Annotated in this window: 15 protein-coding genes and 1 pseudogene; 6 read left to right on the forward strand and 10 right to left on the reverse strand. The window is 56.6% G+C overall.

Annotation, left to right across the window (positions count from 1 at the left end; translation table 11 throughout):
* Positions 1-14: 14 nt before the first annotated feature.
* The 10 genes from QZN75_RS08355 to fhcD form a co-directional block, all read right to left on the reverse strand.
* Positions 15-983: an isocitrate/isopropylmalate dehydrogenase family protein gene (locus QZN75_RS08355; RefSeq protein ID WP_292427296.1), complete on the reverse strand. Its 969-nt coding sequence runs from the start codon at positions 981-983 to the stop codon at positions 15-17.
* Positions 980-1780 carry a hypothetical protein gene (locus QZN75_RS08360; RefSeq protein WP_292427299.1) on the reverse strand — a complete coding sequence of 267 codons (801 nt, stop codon included), beginning with the start codon at positions 1778-1780 and terminating at the stop codon, positions 980-982. Before QZN75_RS08360 ends, QZN75_RS08355 begins: the two co-directional genes overlap by 4 nt.
* On the reverse strand, positions 1777-2247 hold the full coding sequence (locus QZN75_RS08365) for a 3-isopropylmalate dehydratase (RefSeq protein ID WP_292427302.1): 471 nt from the start codon (positions 2245-2247) through the stop codon (positions 1777-1779). The genes QZN75_RS08360 and QZN75_RS08365 overlap by 4 nt, the downstream gene beginning before the upstream one ends.
* Positions 2247-3458 carry an aconitase/3-isopropylmalate dehydratase large subunit family protein gene (locus QZN75_RS08370; RefSeq protein ID WP_292427305.1) on the reverse strand — a complete coding sequence of 404 codons (1212 nt, stop codon included), beginning with the start codon at positions 3456-3458 and terminating at the stop codon, positions 2247-2249. Before QZN75_RS08370 ends, QZN75_RS08365 begins: the two co-directional genes overlap by 1 nt.
* On the reverse strand, positions 3455-4585 hold the full coding sequence (locus QZN75_RS08375; RefSeq protein WP_292427308.1) for a homocitrate synthase family protein: 1131 nt from the start codon (positions 4583-4585) through the stop codon (positions 3455-3457). The genes QZN75_RS08370 and QZN75_RS08375 overlap by 4 nt, the downstream gene beginning before the upstream one ends.
* Positions 4566-5837 (reverse strand): thiamine pyrophosphate-dependent enzyme, encoded by a 1272-nt coding sequence (locus tag QZN75_RS08380; protein ID WP_292427311.1) that lies wholly within the window; start codon positions 5835-5837, stop codon positions 4566-4568. The genes QZN75_RS08375 and QZN75_RS08380 overlap by 20 nt, the downstream gene beginning before the upstream one ends.
* Entirely contained in the window at positions 5834-6802 is a 969-nt protein-coding gene (locus QZN75_RS08385) for a radical SAM protein (RefSeq protein ID WP_292427314.1), read from the reverse strand. The genes QZN75_RS08380 and QZN75_RS08385 overlap by 4 nt, the downstream gene beginning before the upstream one ends.
* Positions 6784-7680: a methanogenesis marker protein 11 gene (gene mmp11, locus QZN75_RS08390; RefSeq protein WP_292427317.1), complete on the reverse strand. Its 897-nt coding sequence runs from the start codon at positions 7678-7680 to the stop codon at positions 6784-6786. Before mmp11 ends, QZN75_RS08385 begins: the two co-directional genes overlap by 19 nt.
* Positions 7664-8620 (reverse strand): tRNA(Ile)(2)-agmatinylcytidine synthase, encoded by a 957-nt coding sequence (locus QZN75_RS08395; protein WP_292427320.1) that lies wholly within the window; start codon positions 8618-8620, stop codon positions 7664-7666. The genes mmp11 and QZN75_RS08395 overlap by 17 nt, the downstream gene beginning before the upstream one ends.
* A gap of 91 nt (positions 8621-8711) precedes the next feature.
* Entirely contained in the window at positions 8712-9596 is an 885-nt protein-coding gene (gene fhcD / locus QZN75_RS08400; RefSeq protein ID WP_292427324.1) for a formylmethanofuran--tetrahydromethanopterin N-formyltransferase, read from the reverse strand.
* A 269-nt stretch (positions 9597-9865) separates the two neighbouring features.
* Between fhcD and QZN75_RS08405 the strand changes: the two genes are divergently transcribed.
* From QZN75_RS08405 to QZN75_RS08430, 6 genes and pseudogenes are all read left to right on the forward strand, one after another.
* Positions 9866-10132 carry a 4Fe-4S binding protein gene (locus QZN75_RS08405; RefSeq protein WP_292427326.1) on the forward strand — a complete coding sequence of 89 codons (267 nt, stop codon included), beginning with the start codon at positions 9866-9868 and terminating at the stop codon, positions 10130-10132.
* Positions 10133-10156: 24 nt separating this feature from the next.
* Positions 10157-11329, forward strand: a complete 1173-nt coding sequence (locus QZN75_RS08410; protein WP_292427331.1) for a 4Fe-4S binding protein — start codon at positions 10157-10159, stop codon at positions 11327-11329.
* A gap of 12 nt (positions 11330-11341) precedes the next feature.
* Positions 11342-11923, forward strand: a complete 582-nt coding sequence (gene hdrC / locus QZN75_RS08415) for a CoB--CoM heterodisulfide reductase subunit C (RefSeq protein ID WP_292427333.1) — start codon at positions 11342-11344, stop codon at positions 11921-11923.
* A gap of 6 nt (positions 11924-11929) precedes the next feature.
* Positions 11930-12853, forward strand: coding sequence for a CoB--CoM heterodisulfide reductase subunit B (hdrB, locus tag QZN75_RS08420; RefSeq protein ID WP_292427336.1), 924 nt, complete (start codon positions 11930-11932; stop codon positions 12851-12853).
* A gap of 10 nt (positions 12854-12863) precedes the next feature.
* Complete coding sequence (locus tag QZN75_RS08425; RefSeq protein ID WP_292427338.1) at positions 12864-15017, forward strand: CoB--CoM heterodisulfide reductase iron-sulfur subunit A family protein; 2154 nt, start codon at positions 12864-12866, stop codon at positions 15015-15017.
* Positions 15018-15405: pseudogene (locus QZN75_RS08430) on the forward strand (hydrogenase iron-sulfur subunit). It begins immediately after the preceding gene.
* Positions 15406-15577 lie beyond the last annotated feature (172 nt).

Here is a 15577-nt window from a genome sequence, read left to right on the forward strand (position 1 = left end):
AAAGAGGGTCTGAGTCATTCCGGTTCCCCGAGAACCCGAAGAACCGCATTACCGAATTCCCGGGTCCCGGCCGATCCGCCAATGTCCCGGGTCCGGATACCGGAAGCAAGCACCTGTCTGATTGCAGATTCCACCCGCACGGCCCCATTCGCGTCGCCAAGATGCTCAAGGAGCATCGCAGCGCTCCGGAGGGTGGCGATTGGATTTGCACTGTTTTTGCCGGCTATATCAGGAGCACTGCCGTGCACCGGCTCAAAGAGGGCGTACCGGTCGCCGATGTTTGCACTTGGCACGAGACCCAGTCCCCCGACAAGATATGAGGCAACATCGGAGAGGATATCGCCAAAGATGTTTGTCGTCACGATCACGTCGTATGCCTGCGGGTGCTGGAGGACGTCAAGACCGAGGGCATCGATGAACTTTTCATTATATGACACTCCGGCCTTTTTTGCCTCCGCTATGCAGATATCGCGGAAGAGGACATCGGACTTGAGCACGTTTGCCTTGTGGCCGATGGTGAGTTTTCCCTTCCGCTGCCGGGCAAGCCGGATCGCCGCTCTCACGATCCGTTCGGTTCCCGCACGGGTCACCACCCGGAGTGTCGTCGCACGGTCCGGACCGATCTCTTCAATCCCCGAGTACATCCCCTCGGTGTTCTCACGCACGATCATGATATCAAAACCATCGCTTTTGACCGGGCGCAGGTTTGCGTACAGATCGAGTGCCTTCCTGATCCGCAGGACAACGCTCTGGTAATCTTTCATCGGCGGGGTCGTGACCGCCCCGAACAGGACGGCATCGGCAGTTTTGAGCATCGCGATATCGCGGTCTGCACAGGGACAGCCGGTCTGCTCCCAGCGATGGTACCCCAATTCGACCGGGAAGTACTCGTACTCGGGGTGGAGCACGGCAAGAACTTTTTGTGCGGCCGGGATCACCTCATGACCGATCCCGTCGCCTTTAACGATCGCGATCCGCGTCATCTCGTCCTCCACTGACTTACCAGTTCCTGTACCGAACGGGCAATTTTTGCGGGACTGGCACCCCAGTGGACGATCGCCCCGAACTTCCCGTTCCAGGTTCCGACCCCTTCACGCTCGGCCCGGCAACACCGGGCAATAAACGGCTCTTCTTTAATCTGTTCCAACGGACAGATGTTCTCAAGAGTGAAATTCGTCCCGTAGCACTCCGTGCAGAACTGCGTTGCCGTAAGACACCCGGCCACCCGTTCGCCACCCTGCATCGGGTCGGCATCCAGTGTCCGCGTATACCCGGCAGCCCGGCAGGGATAGATATCGGCATGCACCGTGGTGATGTCCCGGATATGGTGATCGAAGAGCACCGAGAGTTCCCCAAAGAGCCCAATCACCTCCATTTCCTTTAAGGCTGCCGAGAGAGTCGGCCGGGGAGGAATGACATCGTAGACATGCACGGTAAGAAATCCCGAAATGTCAGGATCGAGAACAAACGTCATGTTCTCTTCAAGCCCGGTAAAGACCGTGCACCGGTACCCGCTTTCAAGAGCAAGCCTTACGAGCCGGGTCCTGTCGTTGAGCTGCACTTTTTCAGGGTAATGGCAGACCTCATCAGGTATCGCAAGGACACAGGACGAGACGATATCCCGCATGACGGTTTTTTTCGCGGGGTCAAGGGCGATCTCAAGAAGTTCATATCCCCTTTCAGTCTCCCGCAGGAGATATCGGCTCAGGGCATAGACCTTGTCGCCACAGGGCCTTGTCGAGGCAAGCCCGACAACTTTACAGTGCTCCGGGAAGATCACCGGTGAGCCCTCCAGTATTCGACAAGGCCGCCGGCCGTGAGGATCTCACTCATGCGGGGAGACAACGGGCGGATCGTGTGCCGTTTTCCTTCAGTTTCGACCCAGCCCTGTGAAAGGTCGAACACGACCGTGCTTCCTTCTTTGCAGGTCAGATCCGATTCGATAAGCGGAAGGCCGATGTTGATCGCGTTCCGGAAGAAGATCCGTGCAAACGATGGTGCGATTATGGCGACGACCCCGGCCTCCCGGATCGCAATCGCTGCCTGCTCCCGTGATGATCCGCACCCGAAATTTTTTCCGGCAACAATAACCGATCCCTTCAGCCGGGCCGCAAGGGAAGGGTCGAGATCCTCAAAGACGTGGGTGGCCCAGATACTCCGGTCCTTTGTCCGCAGGTACCGGCCGGCGATGACAACATCGGTGTCAATGTCGGCCGGCAGGCAGACCGCTGTACCTTTGCCCTGCATTAGGCCGCCTCCGGGGATGTGATCTCGCCTTTTAAAGCGCTTGCTGCGGCAGTAGCAACAGAGCCAAGGTAGATCTCCCCACCGACACCCATGCGGTTTTTGAAGTTCCGGTTGGCGGTCGAGAGACAGACCTCGCCTTCGCCGAGCACCCCCATATGATAACCAAGACAGGGGCCGCAGCCGGGCGTCCCGAGGGTGCAGCCCGCCTCGGCGATGTCGGCAAGTACCCCGGTCCGGATTGCCTTTTCAAGGATCGCTGCAGAGGCAGGGATCACAATGGTCCGCACGGCCACTTTCCTACCTTTGACCAGCCGGGCAAACCGGGCGAGATCGGAATACCGCCCGTTTGTACAGGTACCGACAAATACCTGATCGAGAGGGAGACCCGCCAATGCCTCCACGGGCTTAACCGTGTCAACCCGGTGGGGCATGGCTACAAGCGGCACGACATCGGCAAGATCGATATCGAGTTCCTGCCGGTATGTGCAGGACTCGGGCACCTGTGGAGCGACATCATGGCCCCGCTCTTTTAAGTAGCGGACAGTTACGTCATCCGCATAGAAGAGACCGGCCTTTGCCCCGGCTTCTACGGACAGGTTTGAGAGGACGAGACGCTCATCGATAGAGAGATTACGTGCACTTTCGCCCACAAACTCGAGCGCCCGGTAGGTCGCGCCATCCATGCCGAGTTTTTCCACGTAAGTAAGCGCGAGATCCTTTGCCTCGGCCGCACCGGTGAACCTCCCGGTGAGGTTAACACCCACCGATTCGGGGACCCGGAACCACGTCTCTCCTGTCAGCCAGATTGCCGCCATATCGGTCGCACCGACGCCCGTCGCAAATGCCCCGAATGCCCCGGGCGTGACACTGTGTGAGTCGGCACCGACCACGATCTCCCCGGGCAGGACAATCCCCTCGCTCATCAGCTGGTGGCAGATCCCGCAGCCGATATCCGAGAAGTGCATGAACGAACGTTTCGCAAACTCCCGCAGCTCGTGCTGGAGGGTCGCCGTTGTGCTGTTGTTGGCCGGGGCGATGTGGTCGAACTGGATATAGTAATCAGAGTCTTTCCCCAGCCGGTCGCCCCCCATGGCATTCCAGGCTTCAAGTGCGAGAACACCCGTCCCGTCATGGGCATATGCCCTGTCGACCTTCCGGTCGACATACTCCCCTGCGGCAGCACCGAGAATCCGCTCCGAGAGCGTACTCATACGGTTGTCTCCTGCTGTACCCGTCCGATCAGTTTTTGTAAAACCTCGGGCGTAATACTGCACTTCTGTTCGGAATGTTCCTTGACAAGGTCAAGCAACCGGCAGATCTGCGCTTCAGAAAGGTCGCAGCCAAGCGTGGCCACAACATGTTCAAGCGCCTTTCTCCCGGTATGTTTACCGAGGAGGAAGTGCCGCTCGCCGCCCACCAGTGCCGGGGAAAAATACTCGTACGTGGCGGGATCCTGAAGAATGGCAGCGATGTGGATACCGCTCTCGTGCGAGAACGCAAGCTCCCCGGTGACCGGCTTGTTTTTCGGGAGTGCAATACCGGAGTATTTCTCAACCTTGTGGGAGAGAGCAGTGAGGCATGAAAGATCGTACCGGTCGATACCACCCTTCTGCCGTAAGATGACGAGCACCTCCTCAAGAGAGGCATTGCCCGACCGCTCACCGATACCATTCACGGTGGTATGGAGCTGGAACGCCCCGGCCTGCGCCGCGGTGATCGTGTTTGCAACCGCACAGCCCATATCGTTGTGACAGTGGGCGCAGAACGGCCGGTCGACCGATGAGACAAGGTCAGTCATGATCGTGCGCATCTCGTCTGGGATGAGACAGCCCACCGTGTCGGCAAAACTGAGCAGGACGGCACCGTGCTCAGCCGCCCTTCGGTATACCTCTTTTAAGAACACCGGATCGGTCCGTGAGGCATCCTCAGCAGCAAACCGTACTTTGACCCCGTGATCCCGGGCGAAATCAATTATGGAAAGGGCATCATCAAGCACCTGTTCGCGGGGTTTCTTGAACTTGAGCCGGATGTGAAGATCCGAAGTCGGGATAAAGATAGAAACCATATCGACACCGCAGTCAACGGCGTCCATAATATCCGGTTCCCGCGCCCGGGCAAATCCACAGATCCGTGCATCGAGCCCGAGATCTGCGATGGCCTTCACGCACCTTTTTTCGTTCCCGGAGACTGCCGGGAACCCGGCCTCGATCACTTCGATGCCGATGGCATCCAGTGTCCGGGCAATATCCACCTTCTCTTCGCAGGAGAACGACACCCCTGGTGTCTGCTCCCCGTCTCTCAACGTTACATCGCAGATCTCAACATTCCACGGTTTCATGGTGTGCCCCCTGCGGGCATTTCGCTTCCACAACCACGGTTACCGGTGCATCCGTGTGACAGATGACCTCGCGGAGGCGGCATTCATCTTCCGCACGGCAGATGACCGGGTCGGCCCAGGTAAGGTAGGGGACGGGATCGCTGGCAGGCTGCCCACCGGTCATCGCGGTGCAGTGATTTTTCATCACGATGCACAGGAGCGGAAGTCTCTTTTCATACACATCGATCAGGGCGTTTAACCCAGAATGGAGCAGCGCATAATCCCCGATGAGCGCCACGTGCGTGCTCCGTGCGGCAACCGCGATACTCGAACCCATGCCGTAACTGGCCACGCCCAGTTCATAGGGAGGATTCAGACAGAATACCGAGCACCCGGCATCGCAGATGACCGGCATGTCACGTTTTTTAAGGATGCCCAGTACCGGTTTGAAGGGACACGCTGCACAGAAAGTCTTGTAGAATCCCCGCACATTCCTCGATTCTGGCGGTTCCTGCAGGTCCGGGGGCAGAATACCCCGGTGATCCCGGACAAACGGCCGGCCGTGCTCGTGCACTTCATGAGCCTCCGCGGCACGGGAAGGCAGCGGGTGGACAGTTACGACCCCGCTTTCTCCCGGTGCCGGCCCGGCGCCGAGCGGTTCGCGTTTCCACCGGTTTAATGGGGATGCTGCCGACCAGGCAAACATCTTCCGGTACAGATTTTCAGCCGCCATTGCCCGGCCATGCATCGTCCATCCCCGTTCTGCAAGCCGGCCTTTCCTGTCGCTGCGGGAGACAACGCTTCCGGTCACGTCAGCATCCAGCAACTGCGGCGTGAGCCGGAGCATGGCGACCCGGGAAAACTCTTCCGATGCCTCAAGTGCTGCCTCAACACCGGTGTAGCATGAAGATTCGTCCGGTTCGACCACCGGAATCTCTGCCAGTTCCCCGTAATACCTCGAATCCTGGGCGGTCTGGGAACCCTTCGAACCGGGGTCATCTCCCACGACAAGGAGAATGCCCCCGACAAGACCCTGAACCGTTGCCCCGCAGAGAGGATCGGCGCAGGCATTGACGCCCACGTTCTTTACGATGACCGCTGCCCGTTTCCCGGACAGGGAGTCCCCAAGCGCATATTCAAGAGCAGTTTTCTCGTTTATGACCATCTCGGCCAGGGTGAGCGCACCAAGCTCCGTTACCGGGAAGCCCGGAACCGTGTACTGCCGGTCGGTACAGGCACAGATCGCTTCAGCAAGAGCCTCCACGCCCTTCATTCGTCCCTCCCGGGCACGAGATCGCACCCTGCGCAGTTCGTGCACATCGTAAGGGCACCGGATGGGTCAAGTCCTGCGGCAGCAATCGCCCGGGCGTGCATGGTATAGAGGGTTTTGAGCCGTTCCGCTGACGGGCGCGGTGTGCCGGTAAACCCGGCAACCGGGTTGAGCGGGCGCAGGACCGGGATCACACCATGGGACGTGAGCTTGTTGATACAGGTCTCCATTTCCGCATCGGTCTCCCCAAGTCCGATGATGACATTGGAAAAAACCCGGTTCTTTCCAAAGAGTTCAACGGACCGGTCGAGCACCCGCCAGAGCAGGTCATAATCAAGACCGGGGCATATCGCCGCAAACAGTTCCTGGGTCGCAGCTTCGATATTGAATTTCACCTCGGCTACTCCGAGAGCAAGAAGTTTGTCCGGGGTCTGGTCAGTCGGGTAGATGGAGACACCGATGGGCAGGTCAAAGAAAGAGAGGTGCCGGATCACTTCGCAGACATAGGCCTCTTCATCCTCAATACTCCCGGCAACGCCGCTCGTGAGTGAGATTGCGCTGACCCGGTGCCGGACCGATTCAACGAGATTCATGATCTCTTCAATAGTCTTGCGTTTCCCGGAGAGACTGGGAACCGAACAATAGCGGCAGGAGAATATGCAGCTTTCTGTTACCGTGATAAACGCCTGGTCCGGGCAGTGGAGCCCCGGCTGGATAAGCCGGCCTGGGATCTGCTGGTCTTCAAAATACAGGTCAGCAACACCGCTGCCACGGTGGGCAATCTCGACTGGAGATGACGGATTGATCGCAAGCTTGACCCTATGGCTGCCCATAGCAAAGAAAACCGAACCCTTCCCTCCGGCACCCGGGCCTGCGGTAGATTTTGCAATAAAATCGTCTGCAGGTTCGCCGCTGATCCGGGCAGAACCTGCTGACAGCAGGCGGGCCTTTAAGTCTTTCCACTGCATAGTTCCAGTGCCTCCTCGTATTGTGTATAGAAGGGCAGGGCCGCCACCGCCCCGGTAATCCCCCTCCCGGCCATAATCACACGGAGGCAGGGATCGTTAATGTTCCATACAAGATCCGGTCCCACTTCCCCCCGTTTCACGTTCCTCCCGTACTCAAGAAGTGCCTCAGAGGGGGTAAAACCGGTATATACTGCCATCCCGGTCTTCTGTGAAAGGGTGTATTTTTCAAGCAGTTCGTGGAACCGCTCCGTCAGGCGGCCCGGTTCTGTCGTGGCAAATTCCACGACAAGGCTCACACAGTTTTTCGTCCGGTATGCGACAGGAAAGAGCTGGACGATCGTGTGAGAGAGGTAGACCGAATGTTCATCCTCAACGGCTTTTGCGATGTTGTGGACAAGCGTCCACGTCGCTCCTTCCTCACAGGTATCGGTGTCGTCTACTCCGATCAGCACCCGCTGGCGCCGGGGAAGCCAGATCGTGGCACCGGCAATTTTTCCCCCGCCGGCAGGATCGCAGCGTTCCCGCAGTACTCCTTTTGCTGCAGCACGGCAGGAGGTCGCACCTACGCCGCCGCCTCCCATGCCGATATAGGTCACCGCGATTTCATGCTCCGTTACTGATACACCCGAGATCCCGGCAGGGAAGCGTGATCCCTCAAGCGCCAGATCCACGGCACCGGGGCGGAGCAGGAAACGGGTCGTCGATCCCACACCACGGACACTCTCGACAATCGGACTCTGCGCGTAATGATGCTGCGTCCACATCGCTCCCCCGACGCAGTCGAAGAATTCAATCAGCTCAACCTTGCTTCCGCTCTCGTCCGCAACCGCAACGATCTGCGGGTACCTGATGACATACGGATCAGAGATGCTCACCATACAGACCTGCTGCCTCGATTCCCCGGTTGCCCCAGAGCACCGCCCCGAGCGCACCGATTCTGCCCTTCCGCCCGGTGTGGTCAAGGTACTCGATACCAAGCCGCCGGGCCTCGCGTTCCGCTTCCTCAAGGGTCACGATCTCGGTCTTGACTGCTTTCGCCACCGGGGAATCCTGCACCGTCCCAATGCCCTGACAGAATGCGATACCGGTATCCTTTGAGAACGTATGCTCCTCGACAAACGTGCAGACAAACTCCCGAAGCGCTCCGATGCTGCCAGGACGGGCGGCAAAGTTGAGAGCGGAACCTACACAGTTTGTCGTCTTGTTCGGGACCGCCGGGTTGAGCTGGACAAGGCGCATGTTCAGGAATTCCACACCCTCAATATGGCAGGCCTCTGCGCACTTAAGCGCCATGACCCAGGTAGCGCCTTCCTGCTTTGTGTCCGTATCGTCAATGCCGAAACAGACCTTCTCGTACCGGGGCGAAACGATCCGGACATGATTGGTCAGGGCGCCGCCTATCCTGAGGTCGTCCTCGGTGGGATATTCTGCACGGATGACACCCGGTGCCTGCGGGAGGCATGCCGCTACACCGACACCGGCACCTGCGATGCCGGCCCATGTCGTGATCACCTCGTTGCCACTTACTTCCACCGCTTCCAGCGCCTGCCCGCCAATCGTATCGGCCGCAGCCCCGAAATTGGCCGGGTGGGTGCCAAGATGTGCCCGGATTGTCATCGTGCTTCCCTCGACTGCACATGTGGCCACGACACCACCGGCGCGACGCCGGTTCATCGCGTCCCACTCGATAGTTCCACGGGCATGACACTGCTCAAGGATCTCTGCGAGTCCTGCTGTTTCGTCAACCATCACCAGAAATTTCTTTGAGAAGAGCGGGCCGAACCGCTTCTTCACGTCATCGGGTGTAAGCGTGATCATGTTATCGCCGAAAATTTCGTTAACAAACTATTCGGCAATAAATGTATTTATAGGATTCCATGACTGCAGAAATTACTGAATAAAAAAAGTTTTAAAGAACCTTCTCAAGTTCAAGCTTGAAGGGTCCGAGACTGCCGCCAAAGTTACCGGCCGAGATAAACTTCACGCCCGGCACCTGGACTGCGGCCTTGATGCCGGCTCCCATTGCAGCGGCAACACTCTTCTCGTCCACCCCGTCAATGACAATCTCGTAGACTGCCTTGATGCCGGCCGGGACCTTACTGTCTGCCACTTTCTCGCGGAGCGTCGGGCAATACTTCTCGTTTGTCGATGCAACCATAAACTTGTACTTCAGGCTGCCGACCTTGGAACCGCTTGCCACGATACCGCCCGGGAAACTCGTGATAACGCCCTTTACTCCCGCAATCGCATCCGACGCGGCCTGGGCGCCCATAAGGGCTGCCATCTGGTTCTCGCCCATGACAAAGAAGTTGCCGCCGGCAACACCCTTGACGATCCCGAATTCCTCTTCGCCGATGTACTCGCCGTTCATGATCGGGATCGCCCAGCACTTCCTGCCGCCTACTTCCTTCTGGTACTCATACCCATCCCCGAAGAAGTGAAGTTTTACCGGGATCTTCTCTTCTGCACTGGTAATGCCGTTGAAGACTGCCGTTGTCGGCGCAGTCAGGACGCACTCGGCAAGCCTTTCAACGACCTGCTCTTTAAGTTTCTTCTTGCTTGCGCAGATCAGGATGGCAACACCCGGCCTTCCATCAGGAGTCTCGCTGCCGGAAAGGACGCTCTCGATACCTGCTTCGCACGGGCATCCAATTGCAGATGTCGCAAATCCGGTTGCCTCGGTCGCTGCCTTGAGTGCCCAGTCTTTTGTCACTGCCGTAATAATCACCCGGCAGACCCATGTCGGGAATGCTTCTGCGTAGGTGTTGTCGATTTTAACGCCGTTGATTTCCATTATAACATAACCTCCGGTATAACAACAGTACCTTAATTATTACTGAATAAATTTTCCCATTCAATTCTGTAGATATCAGAGCGCACAGGAACATGACCGAAAAGTATACTATATATATTTAACACAGCCAGGGAGCATATGAACAAACCTTGAAAAAAAAGAATAAAATAGCCGGTTCCCCGCGATAAATTTCAGAACATTTATCTAGATTCTTCCACCACTCTTTTGATAATCGATTTTGGAATCGATCATAGCTGGTGCATGAACTCATGGCATTTGCAGTGCATATTAACAGAGAACATTGTACCGGCTGTAACAATTGTGTTGTTGCATGTCCTGTGGACGCATTGGAACTTCACACGGTAGATCCGGTGTCAACTGAAAAGATCTACAAGGTCCGGGATGGTAAATCGATCATCCTTGACTCAAAGGGTGAACTCTGCGCCGGTTGCGGTGTATGTGTTCAGGTGTGTCCGCATGATGTTATCAGGCTGACAGGGCCCTGGGAAACCAGAGCAGAGGCAAAGGTGCAATAGAAGAACAGCGTGAGGGTTAATTTCATGGCATTGTTTCCAAAGTTTTCCAAAAAGAGGGATGGTGTCAACGTTGTGATGGAGCAGCGCCTCCTTCAGAGCGTGAACAACCTGATTCTTAATTCAGAGACCTGCACGGGATGCGGCATCTGTGTCGATTCGTGTCCGGAGGAGGCTATCGTTCTCGGACTGGTCGGCGCATCCCGGCGTGGCGCCATCAATTATGCGACACCCATCGATGTAGACGAGACCAAGTGCTCGTACTGCGGTGTCTGCGTCATTATGTGCCCGTTCAATGCATTGACTCTGAAGGTTGACAATCAGGAGCGGCTTCCCATCATTGAAAAAGAGGGTTTCCCGCAGTATGACATGAAGGCAGAGATTGACGATGAAAAGTGTGTCCGGTGCACGATCTGCGAGGAGGTCTGCCCGCGTGACGCCATTGATCGCAACGTCCCTGCCTACGAAGGAACCTACAAGGGCCCGGTTGCCGGCGCAAAAGAACGCCAGACCGCGATCAAGACCAAGACGACATTCACCGTAGACAAGGAGAAATGTTCGCTCTGCGGTCTGTGCGGTGCACTCTGCCCGGCACTCACGGTGAGACACAAGGAGTTCACTGCTGAAGTCGGTAAGATCGAAGGCGAGGTTGTCTGGGACGAGGCAAAATGTAATGCCTGCAAGATATGCGTTGAGGCTTGTCCGGAGGAGTGCATCACTGTAGAACGCGAGGTTATCTCCGACAAGGTTGACGGCAAGGTCACGATTGAAAAGGACAACTGCTGCACCTGTACCTGGTGCTCGCGCAACTGCCCACCCGAGGCAATTACCGTCGAGAAGATCTTCGAAGGCGACATCGAATTCCACGCCGAGAAGTGCCCCGGTGGCTGTTCGACCTGCGCCGAGATCTGCCCGGCAAATGCGATTTATCTCCCCAGTGAGAAGCCCGCAGCCGAGATGGGACACAATATTGAAGCCACCATTGCGGTCAACAAGGACTACTGTATTCTCTGCGGCGCCTGCGTGAATGCCTGCCCCGGTGAGGATATTATCGTCCTCCAGCGGACCGGCATCCGGATGAAAGGCACGGAGACGGACCTCTTCAAGAAGATCAAGGAGAAACTCTTCGCGAAGAGAACCTCGAAGGTAAAGGAAAGTATTGCCGGACAGGTCGGACTGAAAATGATGGAGAAGGCGTGAGGGAGGAGGAGCATGGCAAGAACAAAAGGTTATCCGGAAGCGCTGGAGAAGAAACTCCACGATCAGCGATATTACCGTGAGGACTCGTCACCTGACTTTACAAAGAGGGTTGAGGGCATTTCACGTACCATTGCCCACATGTGCTTCCAGTGCGGCACCTGCACCGGCTCGTGCCCGTCAGCACCCAGAAGCACCTACCGTATCCGCAAGTTCATGCGGAGGGCAGTGCTCGGGCTCGAGAATGAGGCACTGACCGATCCCGATCTCTGGCTCTGCACAACCTGTTACAGCTGCACCGACCGGTGCCCGCGTGATATTGCACCCACTGACGTTATCATGGCCATGAGGAACATGGCATTCACCCACGATATCGTGCCGGTGAACTTCCTCAAGACCGTGACAGCGATCTACAGCTCAGGCCACGGTGTGCCAAACAACGATGTCAACCGTGCAGCCCGTGAGAGACTCGGGCTCACCCGAGACCCGCCGACCACCCACATGTATCCTGAATATATGCCCGGCATCAGGAAGATCCTTGACCACTACCACCTCAAGGCAAATGCAGACCGGATCATCAAGGAACGGGAGGGGTAAGAGAGCATGTCAGAATCTACAGCAAACCACACGTTCGCATTTTATCTCGGCTGTATTGCGCCAAACCGGTACCCCGGCTGTGAATCTGCATCCATCAAGGGATTAAAGAAACTCGGTATCGATCTTGTTCCCCTCAAGGGAGCCAGCTGCTGCCCGGCACCCGGGGCATTCGGCTCGATCGATCTGAACGTTTTCTATGCAATGGCAGCACGCAACCTCGTGCTTGCCGAACAGATGAAGATGGACATTGCCCTTCTCTGTAACGGCTGCTACAAGTCGATCTGGGAAGTCAACCACAAACTCAAGCACAACCAGGATCTCCGCGATGGCGTGAACGAGGTGCTCAAGGAGATCGATATGGAGTACAAGGGCACCATCAATGTCTACCATATCGCTGAGCTCCTCTATAACGACAAGTTTGTCGGGGTAAGCAAGGTCAAGGACAGCGTGGTAAGCCCCCTGACCGGCGCACGCATTGCCGTCCACTACGGTTGCCACCTTACCAAGCCCCACAAGGACCGGGAATTTGAAAAAGAGATCATGTTAAACACCGAGCACCCAACCTGGATGGAAGAACTGGTCGCCGCACTCGGCGCAACGCCGGTTGAATACCGCAACAAGATGCAGTGCTGCGGTGCCGGCGGCGGTGTCCGCGGATACGATATCGTCCACTCGCTGGATATCACAAACGAGAAGCTGATCAACCTCAAAGAGGCAAAAGTGGACGCACTTACCGATATCTGCCCATTCTGCCAGCTTCAGTTTGACCGTGGCCAGATCGAGATCAAGGAGAAGTTCGGTGTCAGCTACGATTTACCGGTACTGCACTTTGCCGAGCTGCTCGGACTTGCACAGGGAATGAGCCCGCAGGACCTCGGGCTGGACCTCCATGCGATCAGCTGTGAACCGTTCCTGCAGAAGGTGCTGTGAGGTGGGAAACATGGTTGAAAAGAAGAAAGCAACTACCAAAAAGACCGAGACCAAGAAGCAGGACACCAAAAAAGAGGCTCCCGTGAAACAGGAAGTTAAGAAGCAGGCTCCCGCACCGGCAGCAAAATCTGTCGCAGCACCCGGTGTTACTACCAAACCAGAGGATGCCCGTATCGGTGTCTTCATCTGCCACTGCGGTACCAACATTGCCGGATCGATGGATATCCCGGCCGTGCAGGAATATGCAAAAACCCTCCCGCACGTCGCCTATGTTGACAACTACAAGTATATGTGCTCGATGCCCGGGCAGACTGTGATTAACAAGGCAATCAAGGACAACAAGCTGACCGGTGTCGTCGTTGCCGCGTGTTCCCCGCGCCTCCACGAGCCGACATTCAGGACCGCCACCAAAGAGGGTGGCCTCAACCCGTTCCGGTTCGAGATGGCAAACATCCGTGAACAGAATTCATGGGTGCACATGCACGACCGCGAGGGTTCAACCGACAAAGCAAAAGATGCAATCAGGATTGCCGTGGCCAAGGCCGCTCTCCTGCAGGACCTGTTCCCGAAGACCGTGCCGGTCGAGAAGGCCGCGATGGTTGTAGGTGCAGGAGTCGCCGGTATGCAGGCAGCGCTCGATCTTGCAGCAGCAGGAATCAAGACCTATCTCATCGAATCAACGCCAAGTATCGGCGGCAGGATGTCCCAGCTCGACAAGACCTTCCCGACACTTGACTGTTCGCAGTGTATCCTCACACCAAAGATGGTGGATGTAGGCAGGAGCAAAGAAATCGAGCTCATGACCTATTCCGAAGTTGATAATGTGGAAGGCTACATCGGGAACTTCGATGTAACCATCCGTAAGAAGGCACGCGGTGTACTGACCCCTGCGGAGGCAGAGGCACGCGGAATTGTCGGTGGCGGCTGTAACGGCTGCGGCGACTGTGAGGCAGTCTGCCCGGTCATCAAGCCGAACGTCTTTGAAATCGGGATGAAGCCCCGGAAGGCCATTTATATCAACCACCCACAGGTTGTCCCCCTGATCTACACGATTGACTTTGATTCCTGTGTCAAGTGCGGACTGTGCGTGACTGCCTGTGGTCCTGAAAAGAAGGCAATCGACCTCGAATCAAAGGACGAATTTATCAAGGTCAAGGTAGGGACGGCAATCCTTGCCACCGGCTTCGATATCTTCCCCATCGAGAAGAAAGAAGAATGGGGGTACAAGCGGTTCGAGAACGTTATCACCAGTCTCGAATTCGAGCGGCTCATCTGCGCATCAGGCCCGACCGGCGGTTACCCTATCCGCCCGAGTGATGGAGAGAAACCGAAAAAAGTTGCATTCGTGCTCTGTGCCGGCTCTCGTGACAACACCGGCGTCGGCAAACCCTACTGTTCGCGGTTCTGCTGCATGTATTCACTGAAACATGCCCACCAGCTAGTTGAAAAGATGCCCGGCTGCATTCCCTATATCTTCTACATGGATATCCGGTCATTCGGCAAGGCGTACGAGGAGTTCTACTACCGCATCCAGGATGAAGGAGCAAAGTTCATCCGCGGGCGCGTGGCAAACATCCTCGAAGACCCCAAGACCAAGAACCTCCACGTTTACGCCGATGATACCCTGCTTGACCGCCCGGTCGACATGGAAGTCGATATGGTCGTACTTGCAGCAGCGATCCAGCCAGCGGCAGACACAGAAAGGACTAGAAGACTCTTCGGTGTTTCCTGTACTGGCGACGGCTGGCTCCAGGAAGCCCACCCGAAGCTCAACCCGTGCGGTACCACCACTGCCGGTGTCTTCCTTGCCGGTGTCTGTCAGGGTCCGAAGGATATCCCGGACACGGTTGCATCTGCCGAAGGCGCAGCATCCGCGGCCAGCATCCCGATCCACAAGGGGGAGGTCGAACTCGAACCGTACTTCGCCACGTGTATCGAAGAGAGGTGTGCCGGGTGCGGCATGTGCGTGAACCTCTGCCCCTACACTGCTCTTTCTCTCGTAGAGAAGGATGGACGGACAGTCATGCAGGTCACCGAGGCCAAGTGCAAGGGCTGCGGTACCTGCGGCGGCTTCTGCCCCGGTGGTGCCATCTGGATGAACCACTTCGCGACACCCCAGATTGTTGCACAGATCGATGCGTTCCTGCTCGGGGGTGAGCAGTAAATGGCTGACGAGTGGAAACCCAAAATCCTCGGTATGGTCTGCAACTGGTGTTCCTACGCAGGAGCCGACCTCGCCGGCGGGGGCCGTATCCAGTACCCCCCGGACATCAGGATTGTCCGTGTAATGTGCACCGGCCGTCTCGACTCCCTCTTCGTCCTCAAGGCGTTTGCCGACGGGGCGGATGGCGTCCTCATCTCCGGGTGTCACTTCGGAGACTGCCACTACCTTGAAGGCAACTACAANNATGAAGAGCATCGGCCTTGACGACCGCCGGTTCCGGATGACGTTTGTCTCTGCATCGGAAGGTGCAAAATGGGCAAAAGTCGTAACAGACGTCGTTGACACCGTGAAAGAACTCGGGCCAAGCCCGCTCAAGGAAAACAAGTAAACTCCTGCCAGGGGATCCCTCACAAAACCCTGTCACAACCCAATATTTTTATAAAAGAGCGCACAGGAAAGTAAGCGATTTTTAAAAATAGTGCGCGATACTGTAGTACTTTTTTAAAAATTTGTCACACTGCGTAAAACAATAAATGGGCAGATATATGTAATATTTGAAC

Source organism: Methanoregula sp. (genome assembly GCF_003170075.1).
Lineage (GTDB): Archaea > Halobacteriota > Methanomicrobia > Methanomicrobiales > Methanospirillaceae > Methanoregula.

Bases quoted from the DNA above. Each gene is read 5' to 3' on its own strand.
- QZN75_RS08370 (WP_292427305.1), bottom strand. From the start codon at position 3,458: ATGAGTACGCTCTCGGAGCGGATTCTCGGTGCTGCCGCAGGGGAGTAT.
- hdrB (WP_292427336.1), top strand. From the start codon at position 11,930: ATGTCAGAATCTACAGCAAACCACACGTTCGCATTTTATCTCGGCTGT.
- fhcD (WP_292427324.1), bottom strand. From the start codon at position 9,596: ATGGAAATCAACGGCGTTAAAATCGACAACACCTACGCAGAAGCATTC.
- QZN75_RS08365 (WP_292427302.1), bottom strand. From the start codon at position 2,247: ATGCAGGGCAAAGGTACAGCGGTCTGCCTGCCGGCCGACATTGACACC.
- QZN75_RS08425 (WP_292427338.1), top strand. From the start codon at position 12,864: ATGGTTGAAAAGAAGAAAGCAACTACCAAAAAGACCGAGACCAAGAAG.
- QZN75_RS08355 (WP_292427296.1), bottom strand. From the start codon at position 983: ATGACGCGGATCGCGATCGTTAAAGGCGACGGGATCGGTCATGAGGTG.
- mmp11 (WP_292427317.1), bottom strand. From the start codon at position 7,680: ATGGTGAGCATCTCTGATCCGTATGTCATCAGGTACCCGCAGATCGTT.
- QZN75_RS08380 (WP_292427311.1), bottom strand. From the start codon at position 5,837: ATGAAGGGCGTGGAGGCTCTTGCTGAAGCGATCTGTGCCTGTACCGAC.
- QZN75_RS08405 (WP_292427326.1), top strand. From the start codon at position 9,866: ATGGCATTTGCAGTGCATATTAACAGAGAACATTGTACCGGCTGTAAC.
- QZN75_RS08385 (WP_292427314.1), bottom strand. From the start codon at position 6,802: ATGCAGTGGAAAGACTTAAAGGCCCGCCTGCTGTCAGCAGGTTCTGCC.
- QZN75_RS08410 (WP_292427331.1), top strand. From the start codon at position 10,157: ATGGCATTGTTTCCAAAGTTTTCCAAAAAGAGGGATGGTGTCAACGTT.
- QZN75_RS08395 (WP_292427320.1), bottom strand. From the start codon at position 8,620: ATGATCACGCTTACACCCGATGACGTGAAGAAGCGGTTCGGCCCGCTC.
- QZN75_RS08375 (WP_292427308.1), bottom strand. From the start codon at position 4,585: ATGAAACCGTGGAATGTTGAGATCTGCGATGTAACGTTGAGAGACGGG.
- hdrC (WP_292427333.1), top strand. From the start codon at position 11,342: ATGGCAAGAACAAAAGGTTATCCGGAAGCGCTGGAGAAGAAACTCCAC.